Genomic DNA, 15372 nt, shown 5'->3' with positions numbered 1-15372 from the left:
GACCGACTAGGCGCGCGCAAAGGTTGCGGAAAAGCTGAAACGGGAGAGGGGCGACGCATGGGCGCACAGCTGGCCGGCAAGGTCGCGGTGATCACGGGGGCGAGCGGGGGCCTGGGGGAGCATTTCGCCCGCCTGCTGGCCCGCGAGGGCGCGGCGGTGGCGGTCACCGCGCGCCGCATCGAGAAGATCGAGGCCCTGGCCGCCGAGCTGTCCTCCGGCGGCGCCCGCGCGCTGGCCCTGCCGCTGGACGTCGCCGACGCCGACGCCATCGGCCCCGCCTTTGAGCGCATCGAACGCGAGCTCGGCCCCATCGACGTGCTTGTGAACAACGCCGGCGTCGGCGGCGAGGGGCTGGCCCTGGAGCTGTCGGTGGAGGCCTTCGACAACACCTTCGCCGTGAACGTGCGCGGGACGTACTTCGCCGCGGTCGAGGCCGCGCGGCGGATGATCGCCCGCGGCGCCGAAGGCCGGATCGTCAACATCGCCTCGATCGCCAGCCACACGGTCCTGCCGGGGCTGTCCGCCTACTGCGCCTCCAAGGCCGCCGTCGGCATGCTGACCAAGAGCCTGGCCCGGGAATGGGCGCGGCGCGGCGTCGCCGTCAACGCCCTGTGCCCCGGCTATATCGAGACCGACATCAACGCCGCCTGGTGGCCGACCGAGGGCGGCCAGAAGCAGCTGCGGGGCTTCCCGCGCCGCCGCCTGATGCAGGCGTCGGACCTCGACGCCGCCTTCCTGATGCTGGCCGGCCCGGCCGCGGGGGCGATCACTGGCAGCCTCATCACCGTCGACGACGGACAGTCGCTGCCCGGCGGCGGCTGAGGCGCTTGGCTGACGGCGCGTCAGGATTCGTAAGACCATCGCCGAGAACGAGGAGGAAGCGCATGCGTCAGGGACCGCTCACCGGCCTGAAGATCGTCGAGTTCGCCGGCATCGGGCCGGGCCCCTTCTGCGGCATGCTGCTGTCGGACCTGGGCGCCGACGTCATCCGCATCGACCGCAAGGGCGGGCGAGGGGGCGCGCCGTCGGACATCACCGCCCGCGGCCGCCGATCGGTGGCGCTGGACCTGAAGTCGCCCGCCGCCGTCGAGGCCTGCCTGAAGCTCATGGAGACGGCCGACGCGGTGTTCGAGGGCTTCCGTCCCGGGGTCATGGAGCGCCTGGGCCTCGGCCCCGACGTGGCGCTGAAGCGCAATCCGAAGCTGGTCTACGGCCGCATGACCGGCTGGGGCCAGACCGGCCCCTACGCCCACGCCGCCGGCCACGACATGAACTACATCGCCATCACCGGCGCGCTGCACGCCATCGGCACGAAGGACAAGCCCGTCCCGCCGCTGAACCTGGTCGGCGACTTCGGGGGCGGGGCCCTGTACCTGGCCTTCGGCCTGCTGGCCGGGGTCATCCAGGCCCGCGAGACCGGCAAGGGCCAGGTCGTCGACTGCGCCATGAGCGACGGGGCCGCCTCGCTGATGGCCATGTTCTACGGCTTCAAGGCCTCGGGCATGTGGACCGAGGAGCGGCGCGCCAACCTGCTCGACGGCGGCGCGCACTTCTACGACACCTACCAGTGCTCGGACGGCAAGTGGGTGTCGATCGGCTCGATCGAGCCGCAGTTCTACGCCCTGCTGCTCGAGAAGACCGGCATCACCGACCCCGACTTCCAGCGCCAGATGGACAAGGCCGCCTGGCCGATGCTACGCGAGAAGCTGGCCGCCGTGATCGCCACCAGGACCCGCGACGAATGGTGCGCCCTGATGGAGGCCACCGACGTCTGCTTCGCCCCGGTCCTCGACCTGGACGAGGCGCCGAAGCACGCCCACAACGCCGCCCGCCAGACCTTCGTCGAGGTCGCCGGCGTCACCCAGCCGGCGCCCGCGCCCCGCTTCTCGGCCACGCCCGGCGCGATCCAGAGCCCGCCGCCGCAGGTGGGCGCGCACACCCGGGAGGCGCTCTCCGAGTGGGGCTTCACCGACGCCGAGATCGAGGCGCTGGGAAGCTGAAGGCCGCGTTCAGGCTGGGTTCAGCCGCCCGGAGCCATCTTGCGCATCGGTCGGTCGCCGCGCTCTCCCGTCCCTCGAAGCGGCGGACGATCCGGATGGAACGACACGCCCATCGGCGGCGCGCTGCTCGCAAGAGCGGCGCGCCGTTATGGCTTTAGGCCGAGGTGTTTTGAGGGGGCGCCTTGCGAGTCAGGGACGCCTTGACCACCCTGCGCCCGATGAACGGCCTGGCCCGACGCCTGCAATCCATCGACTGGGATCCCGCCCACTGGGCCCGCACCGCGCTCACGATCACGGGCCGCGCGCTGACCCGGCTGTGGGGCCGCGACGTGATGCTCTACACGGGCGGCGTCAGCTTCTTCGTCATGCTCGCCATCTTCCCGGCGCTGGCGATCCTGATGGGCGCGTACAGCCTCTTCTTCGATCCCGCCCAGGCGGCGCGGCAGGCCGAGCACGTGGCGCGGATCATGCCCGACGCCGCCCGGCTGATCTTCCAGAAGGAGATGCTGCGCCTGAGCCAGGTCTCGCACGAGGCGATCTCTCTGCAGAGCGGCGTCGCCCTCGTCATCGGCGGCTACGCGGCGCACAGGGGCTTCAAGGCCCTTCTGGCCGGCCTGTCCTTCATCCACGACGAGGACAAGCCGCGCGGCTTCGTGGGCTTCAACCTACTGGCCCTGTGGGTGCTGATCGCGGTGTTCGCCGGGCTCGGCGCGCTGTCGGCGGTGTTCTTCGTCTTTCGGATTCTGGGCGAGACCTTCGACCTGCGGCCCCTGCGCGGGGCGCTCTGGCTCTACAGCGAGTGGACCTGGGCCAGCGCCGGCATGACCGCCGGCATGACCTTCATCTACCGCTGGGCGATGTCGAGCGATCCGGTGGACTGGCGCGCCTCGACTTTGGGCGGGGCGGCGGCCGCGGGCCTGTGCATCTTCGCGTCCTGGGCGCTGGGCTTCTACGTCGAGCAGATCGCCCAGCTCGGCGCGACCTACGGCTCGGTCGCCACGGTGGTGATCTTCCTGATCTGGCTGTCCTGGAACGTGAACGCGGTGTTCTTCGGCGGCGCGCTCGCCACCGAGGTGGAGCTGGCGCTGCACACGCGGCGCGGGCCGGTCAGGCCTTCGCCACCAGGAAGCTGAAGCCGCCGTCCGCCTCGGACTGCTCCAGCACCTGCGCGCCAGCCTGGGCGGCGAAGTGCGGAACGTCGATGCGGGCCAGCGGATCGTCGGCCAGCAGCCGCACGCGGCCGCCGGGCGGCGCCCCCTCCAGGGCCCGCCGCAGCCTCAGCGTCGGCACCGGGCAGCGGTGACCGCGCGCATCGACCAGGATCTCGTCGGAAGCCATCGGCGGGCCTTACACCAGCGGAGGTGAGGAACCCAAGCTCGGCCTTCGCAGTTTGCGTGACCACGGGAGCCAGGCAGGTCGGGGATGCAAGCGAGGGGCGACGTCTTCACCACGGACATTCCGGCCAGGCTCGACCGCCTGCCGTTCAGCCGTTTCCACTGGCTGGTGGTGTTCGCCCTGGGGATCACCTGGATCCTCGACGGGCTGGAGGTCACCCTCGTGGGGGCGCTGGCCCCCGCCATCGCCGGCCCTGACGGCCTGGGGCTGACCGCCCAGCAGATCGGCTGGACCGCCAGCGCCTACATCGTCGGCGCTGTGCTGGGGGCGCTGGTCTTCGGACGGCTCACCGACGCCTTCGGCCGGCGGCGGCTCTTCACCATCACCGTCGTGGTCTACATGCTGGCCACCATCGCCAGCGGCTTCGCCTGGGACTTCTGGTCGTTCATGTTCTTCCGGTTCCTGACCGGGGCCGGGATCGGCGGGGAGTACGGCGCCATCAACTCGGCCATCGACGAGCTGATTCCCGCCCGCCGGCGCGGCCAGACGGCCCTGGCCATCAACGGCAGCTTCTGGGTGGGCGCGGCCCTGGGCGCCGTCGGCTCGCTCGTGGTGCTGGATCCCGAGGTGGTCGATCCCGCCTGGGGCTGGCGTCTGGCGTTCATCATCGGCGGCCTGCTGGCCCTGATCGTCGTCTTCGTCCGCCGCTACATCCCCGAGAGCCCCCGCTGGCTCCTCACCCACGGCCGGCCCGAGGAGGCCGAGGCGATCGTGCGCGAGATCGAGGCGCGGGTGGAGCGGCGCACGGCCCTGCCGCCGATGATCCGTCCGCTGCCCCGGCTGCGCTTCGTGCGGCGCACCCGCACCGACTGGCGCGAGATCTGGCTCACGCTGGTCCGCCACCACCCGCGGCGCACCGTGCTGGGCTTCGTGCTGATGGCCACCCAGGCCTTCTGCTACAACGCGATCTTCTTCACCTACGCCCTGATCCTGACCCGCTTCTACGGCGTCCAGCCGCAGGCCGTGGGCTGGTTCATGCTGCCGTTCGCCCTCGGCAATTTCCTGGGGCCGCTGCTGCTGGGCCGCCTGTTCGACACCATCGGCCGGCGGACCATGATCTCGGCCACCTACGCCCTGGCCGGCGCGCTGCTGTGCCTCACCGGCTGGGGATTCGCCGAGGGGATGCTGACGGCCGAGGCGCAGACGGCGGCCTGGATGGTGATCTTCTTCTTCGCCTCGGCGGGGGCCAGCGCGGCCTACCTGACCGTCGGCGAGCTGTTCCCGCTGGAGACCCGGGCCATCACCATCGCGATCTTCTACGCGGTGGGCACCCTGCTGGGCGGCGCCGCCGGGCCTGCGCTGTTCGGCGCGCTGATCGACACGGGCGAGCGCGGCCAGATCCTCATCGGCTACCTCTTGGGCGGGGGGCTGATGCTGCTGGCCTCGGTCGTCGCCCTGGCCCTGGGCGTGCGCGCCGAGCGCAAGGGCCTGGAGGAGATCGCCCCGCCGCTCTCGCTCGCCCCCGAGGACGTTCCCCGGGACGTCCCCTAGGACCTGGGGCGGGGCTGGGCGCTCAGACCGCCCGCCGCACGGGCCCGGCGCGCCGCTCGGACTTCACCATCGCCCAGCCGTCGCGGGTCAGGAAGTAGGCGTTCGGCGAGCCCCGCCAGCCGTTGGCCGCGGCGATCCCGCCCGCGCGCTGCAGGAGCTTCAGGGCGCACAGCTTCATGCAAAGGCTCGCGGCCTCCGGCTCACGGGTCGTGAGCGGGCCGTTCAGGGCGTCCAGGAGCAGCTGTCGTTCTTCCGCGGTGAGGTGGCTCGGGCTCATGCAGGCTCAACGCCGAGACCGCGCGCCCGTTGCGCAGGCGCACGCGCATGTGTGGCCCGCGCGCCCTAGCGCGAGAGGTGCAGCGCCGCGATCTGCCCGGCGATGCTCTGGAAGGCCATGGTCATGTCCGCGGCGTTCTGGACGTCGTAGTAGTGGTCCGCCGAGCTGGCGCAGGTCTGCAGCACGCTGCTCGACCCCGACGAGACCTCCACGCGGATGGCGTAGATCTCGATGTCCTTGGCGGGCGCCTTCATGTTGGCGCACAGCTTCAGGAGGCGGTCGTCCAGGGCCGCGGTCCGCTCGCGCTGGCTCGAGGATTCGGTGATCGGCCGCCCCGCGGGGTCGAGCACGCGGCCCTGCCGGGCATGGCCGACGCCCGAGTAGTCCGAGCCGTTCGGGGTATCCTTGTAGAGGATGGTGTTCTCGCCGTCGGTCATCAGCACGACGATCTTCTTGTGCTTCTCGGTCAGGTACGGGACGCCGTCCGGGAAGGGCGCCATCGGGGCGAGGGTGTGCCAGCCCCAGACGAGGCCCATCGGGATGTTGGTGCTGCCGTCGGCCACCAGGTCGTCGACGGCGTCGCGCAGGCCGTCGAAATCGGTCGTCAGGCGGATGATCGGGCGCAGGCCGCAGCCGGCGTTCGGTCCCTTGCTCGTGCCCAGGCCCTTGGTGTTGACGTACTTGGTCAGGTTGCCCTGCCGCACGCGCCAGTTGGTGCTGCTGGTCCGGTCGTCCACGTAACTGTTGGCGAACTTGGTCCCGTACCATTCGGCCGGATAGTCCGGCTCGTCCGGGGCGAAGTAGGGGGTGAACAGGGTCGCCCCCGTGGTCGGCGGGGTGTCCTGGATGTCGTAGGGCGCCTGGCGGCTCTCGACGCAGCCGCGCCAGCTCGTGCCCAATTGGCTGAACAGGGTGAAGCGGTTGGCCCACTGCGTGCCGGTCGCCGTCGGGAAGATCTCGTTGTTGATCGGCGAAGAGCCGTTCTGGTCGATCCAGGCCGCGTTCCGGTAGGCGTCCGAATCCACCCGCACCGTGTGCGAGAACGGCACCAGCGAGATCTTGATGGAATTGGGGACGGTGTTGCCCTCGGCCGCCGTCTCCATGGCGGTGACGAACGCCTTGGCCGCCGTCTTCAAGTGGTAGAGCTTGTTGTTCTGGTTCATCGACCCGGTGTTGTCGAGCACCAGGGCGATCTCCAGCTGCATGCCGGCGCGCACCACCTCGGTGGCGGCGGCGATGTCCATGTTGTTCACCCCGGCCAGGCCCGCGACATAGGGCTCCACCCGCACCTGGGCGCGCGCCAGCACCTTGTTGTCCGGGCCGAAGGTGAACGAGGACGACACCAGCTCGAAGTCGCCGCCCAGCGCCAGGTTCTGGCGCAGCAGCCGCTCGCCGGCGGCCTGCAGCGTGTCGGGCGAGTTGGCGCTCGAGCGGGCCGCGCCCAGGGCCGCCGCGTCCAGGGCGTCCTGCAGCTGCACCTTGGCGCTCGCCCCGCGGGCCAGGTCGATCGCCCCAAGGGTGCCGATCGCGAGGGGCACCATGGCGAACGCCACCGTGATGGCGACGTTGCCGCCGTCGTCCGCCAGGCGCCGGAGCGCGCGGCGAAGCCAGGACGTCCCGGGGCTGCGCATGGTCCTCACCGTCGAAGGTCGAGCTCGACGCGCGAGCCTGCCCGGGGACGGCTAACTTCCGATGATCGGGCGTGGTAAAAATCGAGACACCATAGGCGCCTGGGACTTAACCCGGCTTTTGCCCTGCGCGCGCATCCTGCGGGTCTGCTTCAAGGAGGAGGCGACCCGTGGCCGTGCGCCGCTTCATCGACGATGTCCGGGGCGGAGCCGCGATCGAGTTCGCGCTGATCTCGCCTCTGCTCATCTTCCTGATCTTCGCCACCATCGAGATGGCGGTGATGGCGATGATGTCGGCCGGCCTCGACAACGCCGTGGCCACGACGGCGCGCATGATCCGCACGGGCCAGGACGACGGCCCGGCCAGCGCGGCCGACTTCGAGGCCCTGATCTGCCGCAACCTCGTCTCGGACAACGCCGGCTGCCGCGACAAGCTGCAGGTGAGCGTCCAGCGTTTCAGCCGCTTCGCCGAGGCGGCCGCCAGCGCCGACGCGCCGCCGGACGGGGCGTTCAACAAGGGCGTCGCGGGCGACATCATCCTCGTGCGCGCCACCTACCGCTGGCCGATGATCGTGCCGAACTTCACCCTCTCGGGCGGCGCGCCGCGGCCGGGCGAGGTGATGCTCGACGCCCGCACGGTGTTCAAGAACGAGCCCTACGAATGAGGCGCTTCCTGACCCGCTGGCGGGCCTGCGCGCGCGGCGGCGCGGCCGTGGAGTTCGGCCTGATCCTGCCGTTCCTGTTCGTCATGCACATCACGGTGGGCGAGATCGTCCAGGCCTGGCAGGTGCGCACGCGGGTGTTCCACGTCGCCTCGGCCATCGCCGACGTCACCTCCCAGGCCCGCGGCCTCACCGACGGCGAGCTCGCCGACATCATGCAGGCGGGCGATGCGATGATGCGGCCCTATCCCGTCGAGCCCCTGGGCGAGCGGATCACCAGCCTCGTGGCCGACGCCCAGGGCGCGGTGGCCGTGGACTGGAGCGTCAGCCGCAACTTCCCGGCCTCGCCCGCGCCCTCGGTGCCGTCGGGCTACCTCGCCCCGCACGAGAGCATCATCGTGGCTGACGCGATCTACGAGTACGAGCCGGCCTTCAACCTGTTCCTGGCCGACAGCTTCCGGCTGCGGCACACGGCCTACATCCGCCCGCGCGTCTCGGCCAAGGTGGACAAGCGCTGAGCGGATCGGCGCGCGGCCTAGCCGAGCGGCGGGGCGACCCGCACCCAGACCTGGGCCTTGCAGAGCACGTTGGCGAACAGGCAGCCGCGGGCCCGCAGGTGGTCGCGGTCGATCAGCTCGGCCGAGCCGCTGAACGTGGCGTTCAGGTCGGGCACGAAGACCTTGCCCCGCCAGCGGCCGTTGGCCTGCTGGTTGAAGTTGCGGAACAGCTGCAGGCCGATGAGGTTTTCGGTCCCGCCCTTGCGGGCGTCGGCCTGGGCGTCGGCGTTGGCCCACACCACGACGCCGCAGGCGCCCGCGGCGCAGGGGCGCACGTCCACGTGCACGCTGTTCTTCGGGTTGCGCCAGACGCCGAAGATCGCCTGGTCGGCGGTCTGCGCCGCGGCCGGGCCGGCGATCGCCGCGGCGAGGACCGTCAGCGCAAGGAGGGGTCGGAAGAGCTTCATTTGCATCCTGGCTAATATATTTCGCCCGTACGGCAAATGAACGGCCGTCGAAAGCCGCGTTCAGATAGGCGCCCCCGAGCATGTTCGCGAGGGCCCTCCCGGAAGCGAAGCATCTGCGCTCCCTGGCGGCGGGGCCGAGGCCGGGGCGGGGGGCTTCCTGTCGACCTGGACCAGCGCCTGACCCAGGAGATCGTCCATGAACAGGCTGAGCAGCGCGTAGCGGTTGCGTACGCCCGCCTTCGCATAGACACGCGCGAGCTGCGCCCGGACCGTGCCGGTCGCCGCCTCGCGGAGCCGGGCGATGTCCTCGATGGGCAGGCCTTTCAGGGCGAACAGCGCCACGTCCGCCTCGGCAGGGGTGAGCCGCCAGTCCTGAAAGCGGAGTTGGATGAGTTCGGCCAGCGCCCCGGACGCCACCACCATCACCCGGTCGGCCCGCCGCTGGCGCTGGAGCAGGTCGCGCAGCTCGAGGGCGTTCAGCGTCACGCCCAGCAGCAGGGCCGCGGCCACCACCCCCTCGATCACGATGTGCGCCCCCAGCTCCTGCGCCTGCAGGTCGCTGTAGGCGTCGATCGCGAAGAAGGCCGCCGCCACCGCCTGCAGGCAGACGATGGCGGCGATGGCCCTGGCTCGGCGCCCGTCAGTCACGCCGCCTCGCCCCGCCGCCCGTGATCATGGCTCGCACCAGGCCCGGGCCGCGCCGGCGCGTCTCGAAGGCGACGCCCACGACGTGCAGCGCCGCGAGCACGAACAGGATGTTGGCCGCCGCTTCGTGCACCTCTTCCCAGACCTCTTCTTCCCCGGCCTCTTCGCCGCCACCGTGGCCTTCGGCCTCATCCTCGGCCTCGTGCCGGGGCGCCTCGGCCACGTTCGCGCCGAATGCTGGACCCTCCGCGAAGCCGCGTCCTTGATCCATGGCAAGCCCGCTGCCGACGACGACGGCGAGCGTGGCCCAGAGCGCATAGACCATCAGCGCGCCCAGGGGATTGTGCGAGACGTGGTCCGAGCGCCCGCCGCGGACGATCTCACCGACGTGCCGCCAGGCCCGGGCGAGGCTCGGGGGAAAGGCGCTGAAGCGCGCCGGGCGCGGCCCGACGAGGCCCCACACCAGCCGCAGCGCCAGGAGGGCGCCGGCCGCGTAGCCGACCCACACGTGCAGCGACGATCCTTCCTCCGAGAGCAGCGCGTTGACGAGGATCGCCGCGGCGATCAGCCAGTGGGTGAGCCGCACGAGCGGATCCCACCGCACGAACCGGCCGCCGCTCCGCGCGCCGCGGGCCGGTCGCGCCGCAGGGGCGTCGACATGGATTTCGGAACTGGACTGCATCGCTTTCTCCCTCGCAGGACCAGGCGAAGGAGGGCGCCGGGAGGCTCGCGGGCGCCATCGGGCCGGCGCTTATTTGGGCCGGCGTAAGCGCCCGCTGACGGAGGGCCTTGGTGCGACAACGAGGGGGATCGTGGCGGATGGGGTGGGATTCGAACCCACGGTAGGCTTGCACCTACGGCGGTTTTCAAGACCGCTGCCTTAAACCACTCGGCCACCCATCCGGGGCGCCGCCTATAGCAGGGCGGGGCTGGGCGCTCCACAGCAACCCTCCGTTAACCGTGCCGCAAGCGTTCGGCGGCAAGCTGCCGGCAAGCCGTTCCGAAGGGGGAGACATGCCGGCGACCCGCGCGTTCCACCTGGCCGCCGTGCTCCTGGCGGGCGTCTCGCTCGCCGCCTGCGCCACGCCCCGCTACGCGGCCGGCCCCGGAGGCAAGGCCCCAGGCGGGAAGGGCTCCGCCGCGAAGGCGCCCTCGGGCGCCGGCGGGACCTACAAGGTCGGCAAGCCCTATCAGGTCGGCGGGATCTGGTACGTGCCGCGCGAGCAGCCCGACTACGACAAGACCGGGATCGCCTCCTGGTACGGCGAGGCCTTCCATCTCAAGTCCACGGCCAACGGCGAGCGGTTCGACATGAACCTGCTCTCGGCCGCCCACACGACCCTGCCGCTGCCCTCGATCGTCGAGGTCACCAACCTCGAGAACGGCCGCCGGCTGCAGGTGCGGGTGAACGACCGCGGCCCGTTCGTCGGCAACCGCATCATCGACCTGTCCCGCGAGGCGGCCCGCGAGCTTGGCTTCGAGCGCCAGGGGATCGCCAGGGTGCGGGTCCGCTACGTCGGGCCGGCGCCGCTGCTCGGCCGCGAGGCTGGCGTGCGCTACGCCTCGGCCAGGCCGGCCGACCCGCCGCCCCGGGTGGTGGAGACCCGCTGGGACGAGCTGATGGAGATCTCGGCCGGAGGACCGGCGGCTGCCGCTCAAACCCCCACGCCGCCCCCGACGGAGGTGGAGTCCCAGCCGCTGCCCGCGGCCGCGCCGCCCCCGGTGCAGGCGAGTCCGATCGCCGCGGCGCCGGCTCCCCCTCTGGCGTCCGCGCCGCCCCCCGCCGTCCTGCCGGCGGGCCTGCACGTCCAGATCGGCGCCTTCTCCAGCGAGGCCAACGCCCAGCGGGCCGCGGCCCAGGTCGCGGCCGCCGGGACCGCCAGGGTCCAGCCGATCGAGCGCGGCGGGACGACCCTCTACCGCGTCACCTTGCCCGCGCCGGCCGACGAGGCGGGGGCCTACGCCCTGCGCGACCAGGTGGCCGCGTTCGGCTTCGCCGACGCCCGCGTCGTTCAGGCCTTCTAGACTTCTGGGCCGAACGGGGCATTTTGGCCCCGTGGCGCGCGGGCGGTTCATCACATTCGAGGGCGGCGAGGGGGCCGGCAAGTCCACCCAGGTGAAGCGTCTGGCCGCGCGCCTGGAGGCCCAGGGGCTGGAGGTCGTCACCACCCGCGAACCGGGCGGCTCCGCCGGCGCCGAGAGCATCCGCGCCCTGGTGCTGAACGGCGAGGCCGACCGCTGGAGCCCGGTCACCGAGACCCTGCTGATGTACGCCGCCCGCCGCGACCACATCGAGCGGGTGATCCGGCCGGCGCTCGCCCGCGGCGCCTGGGTGATCTGCGACCGCTTCGCCGACTCGACCCGCGCCTACCAGGGCGCCGCCGGGGGCACGGACCCGGCGCTCATCGCGGCCCTCGAGGCCCATATCCTGGAGGACGTCCGGCCCGATCTGACGCTCGTCTTCGACCTGCCGCCCGAGGTGGGGCTGGAGCGCGCCCACGCCCGCGCCGGCGCCGAGATGCGCTTCGAATCCAAGGGCATGGCCTTCCACCAGCGCCTGCGCGAGGGCTTCCGGGCCATCGCCGCCGCCGAGCCGCAGCGCTGCGCCGTCATCGACGCCACGGCGCCGATGGATGCGGTGGAGGGCGCCGTCTGGACGGCCGTGTCCGAGCGGCTCGCCGTCCATGGCTGAGGCCGCCGTCCCGCATCCCCGCGACGTCTACGAGCTGCGCGGGCAGGGGGGCGCCGAGGCCGCCTTCGAGGAGGCCCGCGCCCGCTCGCGCCTGCACCACGCCTGGCTGCTGACCGGCCCCGAAGGCGTCGGCAAGGCCACCTTCGCCTACCGCGCGGCGCGGCGCCTGCTGGGCGCGCCGCCGGCGCCGGCCTACGGCGAGCTGGGCTCGGATCCGAACCATCCCGTCAGCCGTCAGGTGGCGGCCCGCAGCCATCCCGACCTGCTGGTGCTCGAGCGCGAGGGGCCCGACGGCAAGCCGCGCAAGGTGATCCCCGTCGAGGACGCCCGGCGCCTCGGCGAGTTCTTCTCCAAGTCGCCGGCCAGCGCGCCGCACCGGGTGGCGATCATCGACGCCGCCGACGACCTCAACGTCAACGCCGCCAACGCCATCCTGAAGACCCTGGAGGAGCCGCCGCCGCGCGGCGTGCTGTTCATGGTCTCGCACTCGCCGGGACGGCTGCTGGCGACCATCCGCTCGCGCTGCCGCCGCCTGACCTTCCATCCTCTGGAGCTGGAGGAGGCGGCCGCCTTCGTGCGCGCCCACGCCGACGTGAACGTCGAGGAGTCCCTGCGTCTTTCGCGCATGGCCGGCGGCGCGCCGGGCCGGGCGCTGGCGCTCGCCGCCGCGGGCGCGCTCGCGGTGGACGACGCCGTGCGCGACCTGATCGCCGACCTGCCCCGCGTGGACGAGACCCGGGCGCTGTCGCTGGCCGAGAAGTTCCGCGGCGGGGAGGGGCCCCAGGCCTTCGCCCTGCTGTTCGACCGGCTGGCCGACCGGGTGCACGCCATGGCCACGGACCGTGCGGCCCAGGGGGTCGGCCCGCTTGATCGCTGGGCCCAGGCGTGGGAGACGCTGCAGCGCCTGCCGCGCGAGGTCGAGGCCCTGAACCTCGATCGCACCGACGCGCTGTTCGCCGCGCTTTCGGAACTTCGCCAGGCCGCCCAGGCCTAAAGACCCATGCTGATCGACAGCCACGTCAACCTGCACGCGCCGCAATTCGACGACGACCGCGAGGCGGTCATCAGCCGGGCCCTGGCCGCCGGCGTGCGGCTGATGGTCAACATCTGCGACCGGGTCTCGAACTTCGATGCGGTCCGCGCCGTGGCCATGCACCCGGACATCTGGTGCACCGTCGGAACCCATCCGCACGAGGCCAAGGAGAACCCCGACCTGGCGGCCCGCACCCTGGTCGAGCTGGCCCAGGACCCGCGCGTCGTCGGCATCGGCGAATGCGGCCTCGACTTCCACTACGACCTCAGCCCGCGGGACATCCAGGCGAAGGTCTTCCGCGTCCACTGCGAGGCGGCGCGCGAGACGGGCCTCCCGCTCGTGGTCCACACCCGCGAGGCCGACGAGGTGATGGGCCGGATCCTGGCCGAGGAGCACGCCCGCGGGCCGTTCCGCATCCTGATGCACTGCTACACCTCGGGCGCCGAACTGGCCCGCCAGGCGGCCGAGCTGGGCGCCTGGTTCTCTGTGGCCGGCATCGCCACGTTCAAGACCGCCGACGACGTGCGCGCGGTGATCCGCGACATGCCGGCCGACCGCATCATCGTCGAGACCGACTGCCCCTACCTCGCGCCCGTGCCCTACCGCGGGCGGCGCAACGAGCCGGCCTTCCTGCCGCACGTTCTGGCCAGACTGGCCGAGATCCGCGGCTGGGGCCTGGACGAGGCCGAGCAGCGCACCGAGGACGCCTTCTTCGCCCTGTTCGACCGGATTCCCCGGCCATGAGCGCGACGCTCGAGGTCGTGATCCTGGGCTGCGGCTCGTCGGGCGGGGTGCCGCGGGCCGACGGCGAATGGGGCGACTGCGACCCGGCCAATCCGAAGAACCTGCGCACCCGTTGCTCGATCTTCGTGCGCCGCAAGGCCGCCGATCCGCTCTCCGAGACCAGCGTGCTGGTAGACGCCTCGCCCGAGCTGCGCCAGCAGACCGCCCGCGCGGGCGTGAAGCGCCTGGACGCCGTGCTGCTGACCCACGACCACGCCGACCAGGTCCACGGCCTCGACGACGTGCGCGCGTTCTACCTGCGCCAGCAGGCGCGGATCCCCTGCTGGATGGACCCGGCCACGACGCGCACCATGATGCGGCGGTTCGGCTACATCTTCGAGGGGGAGGGGGGCTATCCCGCGATCTGCGAGCGCGAGGCCCTGCCGCCGCACGGGACCCCTTGGGCGGTGGAGGGGCCGTCCGGCCCGATCCCGGTGCGCACCTTCGACCAGGACCACGGCGGCGTCCGCTCGGTGGGCTACCGCTTCGGCGGGGTGGCCTATTCCAGCGACGTCGTCGGCCTGGACGAGGCCGCCTTCGAGGCCCTGGCGGACCTGGACGTCTGGATCGTCGACGCCCTGCGCCGGCGCCCGCACCCGACCCACGCCCACCTGGACCGGGCCCTGGAGTGGATCGACCGGGTCAGGCCGCGCCGGGCGATCCTCACCAACATGCACATCGACATGGACTTCGAGACCCTCCGGCGCGAGCTTCCCGAGGGGGTCGAGCCGGCCTACGACGGGCTGACGATCCAACATGAGCTGAGAGGCGAAAACGCGTGAGAACACGGCCGCTTAAGCTGGGTTTCCTCGCCTCCGCTAACGGCTCCAGCGCCCAGGCGGTGATGGACGCCATCGAGGGCGGCCGGCTGAACGCCGAGGCCTGCCTGATGGTCAGCAACAACAGGAGCGCGGCGGCGCTGGCGTGGGCGCAGGACCGGGGCGTGCCGGCGCTGTGCGTGCCCACCGCCGCCGATCCCGAGGCCGCCGATCGCCGCCTGGCCGACGAGATGGCCGCCCGCGGCGTCGAGCTGATCGTCATGTCCGGCTACCTGCGCCGGCTGGGGCCGGCGGTGCTGGGCCGCTACGGCGGGCGCATCCTCAACATCCATCCGGGGCCGCTGCCGGACTTCGGCGGCCAGGGGATGTACGGCCGCCGGGTCCACGAGGCGGTGCTGGCCGCCGGGCTCGCCGAGAGCAGCATCGTCATCCACCTGGTGGACGAGGAATACGACCACGGGCCCGAGCTCGCGCGCCGCCGCGTGCCGATCCAGCCCGGCGACACGCCCGAGACGCTGGAGGCGCGGGTGAAGGCCATGGAGCCGGCGTTCTTCGTCGAAACGCTGCAGCAGATCGCTTCGGGCGCGCTGGAGCTGCCCGATGCCGCTTGAGCGGCGCGAGTTCCTGGCGGGCGCGGCCGCAGCCGGCCTGGACGGTCCATTGGGAAGCGCGGCGGGAGGCGCAAGGCCGATGTACGGACTGATCGGACGCATGCGGGTCCAGCCGGGCCGCCGGGACGCGGTGATCGCGATCCTGACCCGGGACGCGGCGGCCATGCCGGGCTGCCTCAGCTACATCGTGGCGAAGGATCCGGCCGATCCGGACTCCATCTGGATCACCGAGGCCTGGGACAGCGCCGAGAGCCACAGGGCCTCGCTGAAGCTGCCCAGCGTGCAGGCGGCCATCGCCGAGGCCCGTCCGCTGATCGCCGGCTTCGGCGAACGCTTCGAGACCGAGCCGGTGGGCGGCCATGGCCTCGTGAAGGGCCCCGCCTGATATTTCCGATAATCTTGCTTAGGCGAT

At 72.1% G+C, this 15372-nt stretch carries 19 protein-coding genes and 1 tRNA gene; 13 read left to right on the top strand and 7 right to left on the bottom strand.

All coding sequences use genetic code 11. The features are described 5' to 3' along the window. Positions 1-57 precede the first annotated feature (57 nt). The 3 genes from PHZ_RS08925 to PHZ_RS08915 all read left to right on the top strand — a co-directional run bounded on the left by PHZ_RS08925 (position 58) and on the right by PHZ_RS08915 (position 3133). Positions 58-822 carry an SDR family NAD(P)-dependent oxidoreductase gene (locus PHZ_RS08925; RefSeq protein WP_012522171.1) on the top strand — a complete coding sequence of 255 codons (765 nt, stop codon included), beginning with the start codon at positions 58-60 and terminating at the stop codon, positions 820-822. 62 nt (positions 823-884) lie between these two features. Next, positions 885-2000: a CaiB/BaiF CoA transferase family protein gene (locus tag PHZ_RS08920; protein WP_012522170.1), complete on the top strand. Its 1116-nt coding sequence runs from the start codon at positions 885-887 to the stop codon at positions 1998-2000. Positions 2001-2200: 200 nt separating this feature from the next. After that, positions 2201-3133, top strand: coding sequence for a YihY/virulence factor BrkB family protein (locus PHZ_RS08915; RefSeq protein WP_236611890.1), 933 nt, complete (start codon positions 2201-2203; stop codon positions 3131-3133). On the opposite strand, the gene PHZ_RS08910 is transcribed toward PHZ_RS08915, so the two are convergent. After that, complete coding sequence (locus tag PHZ_RS08910; RefSeq protein ID WP_012522168.1) at positions 3108-3338, bottom strand: sulfurtransferase TusA family protein; 231 nt, start codon at positions 3336-3338, stop codon at positions 3108-3110. The genes PHZ_RS08915 and PHZ_RS08910 overlap by 26 nt on opposite strands. A gap of 84 nt (positions 3339-3422) precedes the next feature. Here PHZ_RS08910 and PHZ_RS08905 point away from each other — a divergent pair, with 84 nt between their 5' ends. After that, entirely contained in the window at positions 3423-4886 is a 1464-nt protein-coding gene (locus PHZ_RS08905; RefSeq protein ID WP_012522167.1) for an MFS transporter, read from the top strand. Between the two features lie 22 nt (positions 4887-4908). Here PHZ_RS08905 and PHZ_RS08900 read toward each other — a convergent pair whose 3' ends face one another. Together PHZ_RS08900 and PHZ_RS08895 are read right to left on the bottom strand one after the other, a co-directional pair. Beyond that, on the bottom strand, positions 4909-5163 hold the full coding sequence (locus PHZ_RS08900; RefSeq protein ID WP_041373382.1) for a hypothetical protein: 255 nt from the start codon (positions 5161-5163) through the stop codon (positions 4909-4911). 65 nt (positions 5164-5228) lie between these two features. Beyond that, entirely contained in the window at positions 5229-6794 is a 1566-nt protein-coding gene (locus tag PHZ_RS08895; RefSeq protein ID WP_012522166.1) for a vWA domain-containing protein, read from the bottom strand. 167 nt (positions 6795-6961) lie between these two features. Here PHZ_RS08895 and PHZ_RS08890 point away from each other — a divergent pair, with 167 nt between their 5' ends. Then, positions 6962-7456 (top strand): TadE/TadG family type IV pilus assembly protein, encoded by a 495-nt coding sequence (locus PHZ_RS08890; protein WP_012522165.1) that lies wholly within the window; start codon positions 6962-6964, stop codon positions 7454-7456. Beyond that, positions 7453-7971, top strand: a complete 519-nt coding sequence (locus tag PHZ_RS08885) for a TadE/TadG family type IV pilus assembly protein (RefSeq protein ID WP_012522164.1) — start codon at positions 7453-7455, stop codon at positions 7969-7971. Before PHZ_RS08890 ends, PHZ_RS08885 begins: the two co-directional genes overlap by 4 nt. A 17-nt stretch (positions 7972-7988) precedes the next feature. Here PHZ_RS08885 and PHZ_RS08880 read toward each other — a convergent pair whose 3' ends face one another. From PHZ_RS08880 to PHZ_RS08865, 4 genes are all read right to left on the bottom strand, one after another. Continuing rightward, the gene (locus PHZ_RS08880; protein ID WP_330218143.1) at positions 7989-8423 is read right to left on the bottom strand and encodes a DUF2147 domain-containing protein; all 435 of its coding nucleotides are present in this window, start codon (positions 8421-8423) and stop codon (positions 7989-7991) included. A 54-nt stretch (positions 8424-8477) separates the two neighbouring features. Further along, positions 8478-9065, bottom strand: a complete 588-nt coding sequence (locus PHZ_RS08875) for a helix-turn-helix transcriptional regulator (RefSeq protein ID WP_012522162.1) — start codon at positions 9063-9065, stop codon at positions 8478-8480. After that, the gene (locus PHZ_RS08870; protein WP_012522161.1) at positions 9058-9744 is read right to left on the bottom strand and encodes a cytochrome b/b6 domain-containing protein; all 687 of its coding nucleotides are present in this window, start codon (positions 9742-9744) and stop codon (positions 9058-9060) included. The genes PHZ_RS08875 and PHZ_RS08870 overlap by 8 nt, the downstream gene beginning before the upstream one ends. 131 nt (positions 9745-9875) lie before the next feature. After that, positions 9876-9965: transfer RNA gene (locus PHZ_RS08865), tRNA-Ser, on the bottom strand. Positions 9966-10076: 111 nt separating this feature from the next. On the opposite strand from PHZ_RS08865, the gene PHZ_RS23755 reads away from it, so the two are divergent. From PHZ_RS23755 to PHZ_RS08830, 7 genes are all read left to right on the top strand, one after another. After that, on the top strand, positions 10077-11087 hold the full coding sequence (locus tag PHZ_RS23755) for a septal ring lytic transglycosylase RlpA family protein (RefSeq protein ID WP_041373380.1): 1011 nt from the start codon (positions 10077-10079) through the stop codon (positions 11085-11087). A gap of 31 nt (positions 11088-11118) precedes the next feature. Beyond that, positions 11119-11754 carry a dTMP kinase gene (gene tmk / locus PHZ_RS08855; protein ID WP_012522159.1) on the top strand — a complete coding sequence of 212 codons (636 nt, stop codon included), beginning with the start codon at positions 11119-11121 and terminating at the stop codon, positions 11752-11754. Further along, entirely contained in the window at positions 11747-12748 is a 1002-nt protein-coding gene (locus PHZ_RS08850; RefSeq protein WP_012522158.1) for a DNA polymerase III subunit delta', read from the top strand. Before tmk ends, PHZ_RS08850 begins: the two co-directional genes overlap by 8 nt. 6 nt (positions 12749-12754) lie before the next feature. Then, the gene (locus PHZ_RS08845; protein ID WP_012522157.1) at positions 12755-13531 is read left to right on the top strand and encodes a TatD family hydrolase; all 777 of its coding nucleotides are present in this window, start codon (positions 12755-12757) and stop codon (positions 13529-13531) included. Then, positions 13528-14352, top strand: a complete 825-nt coding sequence (locus PHZ_RS08840) for an MBL fold metallo-hydrolase (RefSeq protein WP_041373379.1) — start codon at positions 13528-13530, stop codon at positions 14350-14352. The genes PHZ_RS08845 and PHZ_RS08840 overlap by 4 nt, the downstream gene beginning before the upstream one ends. Next, complete coding sequence (gene purN, locus PHZ_RS08835; protein ID WP_012522155.1) at positions 14349-14960, top strand: phosphoribosylglycinamide formyltransferase; 612 nt, start codon at positions 14349-14351, stop codon at positions 14958-14960. The genes PHZ_RS08840 and purN overlap by 4 nt, the downstream gene beginning before the upstream one ends. Before the next feature lie 79 nt (positions 14961-15039). Continuing rightward, positions 15040-15345, top strand: coding sequence for a putative quinol monooxygenase (locus PHZ_RS08830; protein ID WP_012522154.1), 306 nt, complete (start codon positions 15040-15042; stop codon positions 15343-15345). The last annotated feature ends 27 nt before the right edge of the window (positions 15346-15372 follow it).

This window comes from Phenylobacterium zucineum HLK1, assembly GCF_000017265.1.
GTDB lineage: Bacteria > Pseudomonadota > Alphaproteobacteria > Caulobacterales > Caulobacteraceae > Phenylobacterium > Phenylobacterium zucineum.
This window is presented reverse-complemented; position numbering and strand designations above follow the sequence as displayed.

What these genes read in the sequence shown, in the direction of transcription:
- PHZ_RS08925 (WP_012522171.1), top strand. Translation starts at nt 58, where the DNA reads ATGGGCGCACAGCTGGCCGGCAAGGTCGCGGTGATCACGGGGGCGAGC.
- PHZ_RS08920 (WP_012522170.1), top strand. Translation starts at nt 885, where the DNA reads ATGCGTCAGGGACCGCTCACCGGCCTGAAGATCGTCGAGTTCGCCGGC.
- PHZ_RS08910 (WP_012522168.1), bottom strand. Translation starts at nt 3,338, where the DNA reads ATGGCTTCCGACGAGATCCTGGTCGATGCGCGCGGTCACCGCTGCCCG.
- PHZ_RS08905 (WP_012522167.1), top strand. Translation starts at nt 3,423, where the DNA reads ATGCAAGCGAGGGGCGACGTCTTCACCACGGACATTCCGGCCAGGCTC.
- PHZ_RS08900 (WP_041373382.1), bottom strand. Translation starts at nt 5,163, where the DNA reads ATGAGCCCGAGCCACCTCACCGCGGAAGAACGACAGCTGCTCCTGGAC.
- PHZ_RS08895 (WP_012522166.1), bottom strand. Translation starts at nt 6,794, where the DNA reads ATGCGCAGCCCCGGGACGTCCTGGCTTCGCCGCGCGCTCCGGCGCCTG.
- PHZ_RS08885 (WP_012522164.1), top strand. Translation starts at nt 7,453, where the DNA reads ATGAGGCGCTTCCTGACCCGCTGGCGGGCCTGCGCGCGCGGCGGCGCG.
- PHZ_RS08880 (WP_330218143.1), bottom strand. Translation starts at nt 8,423, where the DNA reads ATGCAAATGAAGCTCTTCCGACCCCTCCTTGCGCTGACGGTCCTCGCC.
- PHZ_RS08870 (WP_012522161.1), bottom strand. Translation starts at nt 9,744, where the DNA reads ATGCAGTCCAGTTCCGAAATCCATGTCGACGCCCCTGCGGCGCGACCG.
- PHZ_RS23755 (WP_041373380.1), top strand. Translation starts at nt 10,077, where the DNA reads ATGCCGGCGACCCGCGCGTTCCACCTGGCCGCCGTGCTCCTGGCGGGC.
- PHZ_RS08850 (WP_012522158.1), top strand. Translation starts at nt 11,747, where the DNA reads ATGGCTGAGGCCGCCGTCCCGCATCCCCGCGACGTCTACGAGCTGCGC.
- PHZ_RS08845 (WP_012522157.1), top strand. Translation starts at nt 12,755, where the DNA reads ATGCTGATCGACAGCCACGTCAACCTGCACGCGCCGCAATTCGACGAC.
- PHZ_RS08840 (WP_041373379.1), top strand. Translation starts at nt 13,528, where the DNA reads ATGAGCGCGACGCTCGAGGTCGTGATCCTGGGCTGCGGCTCGTCGGGC.
- PHZ_RS08830 (WP_012522154.1), top strand. Translation starts at nt 15,040, where the DNA reads ATGTACGGACTGATCGGACGCATGCGGGTCCAGCCGGGCCGCCGGGAC.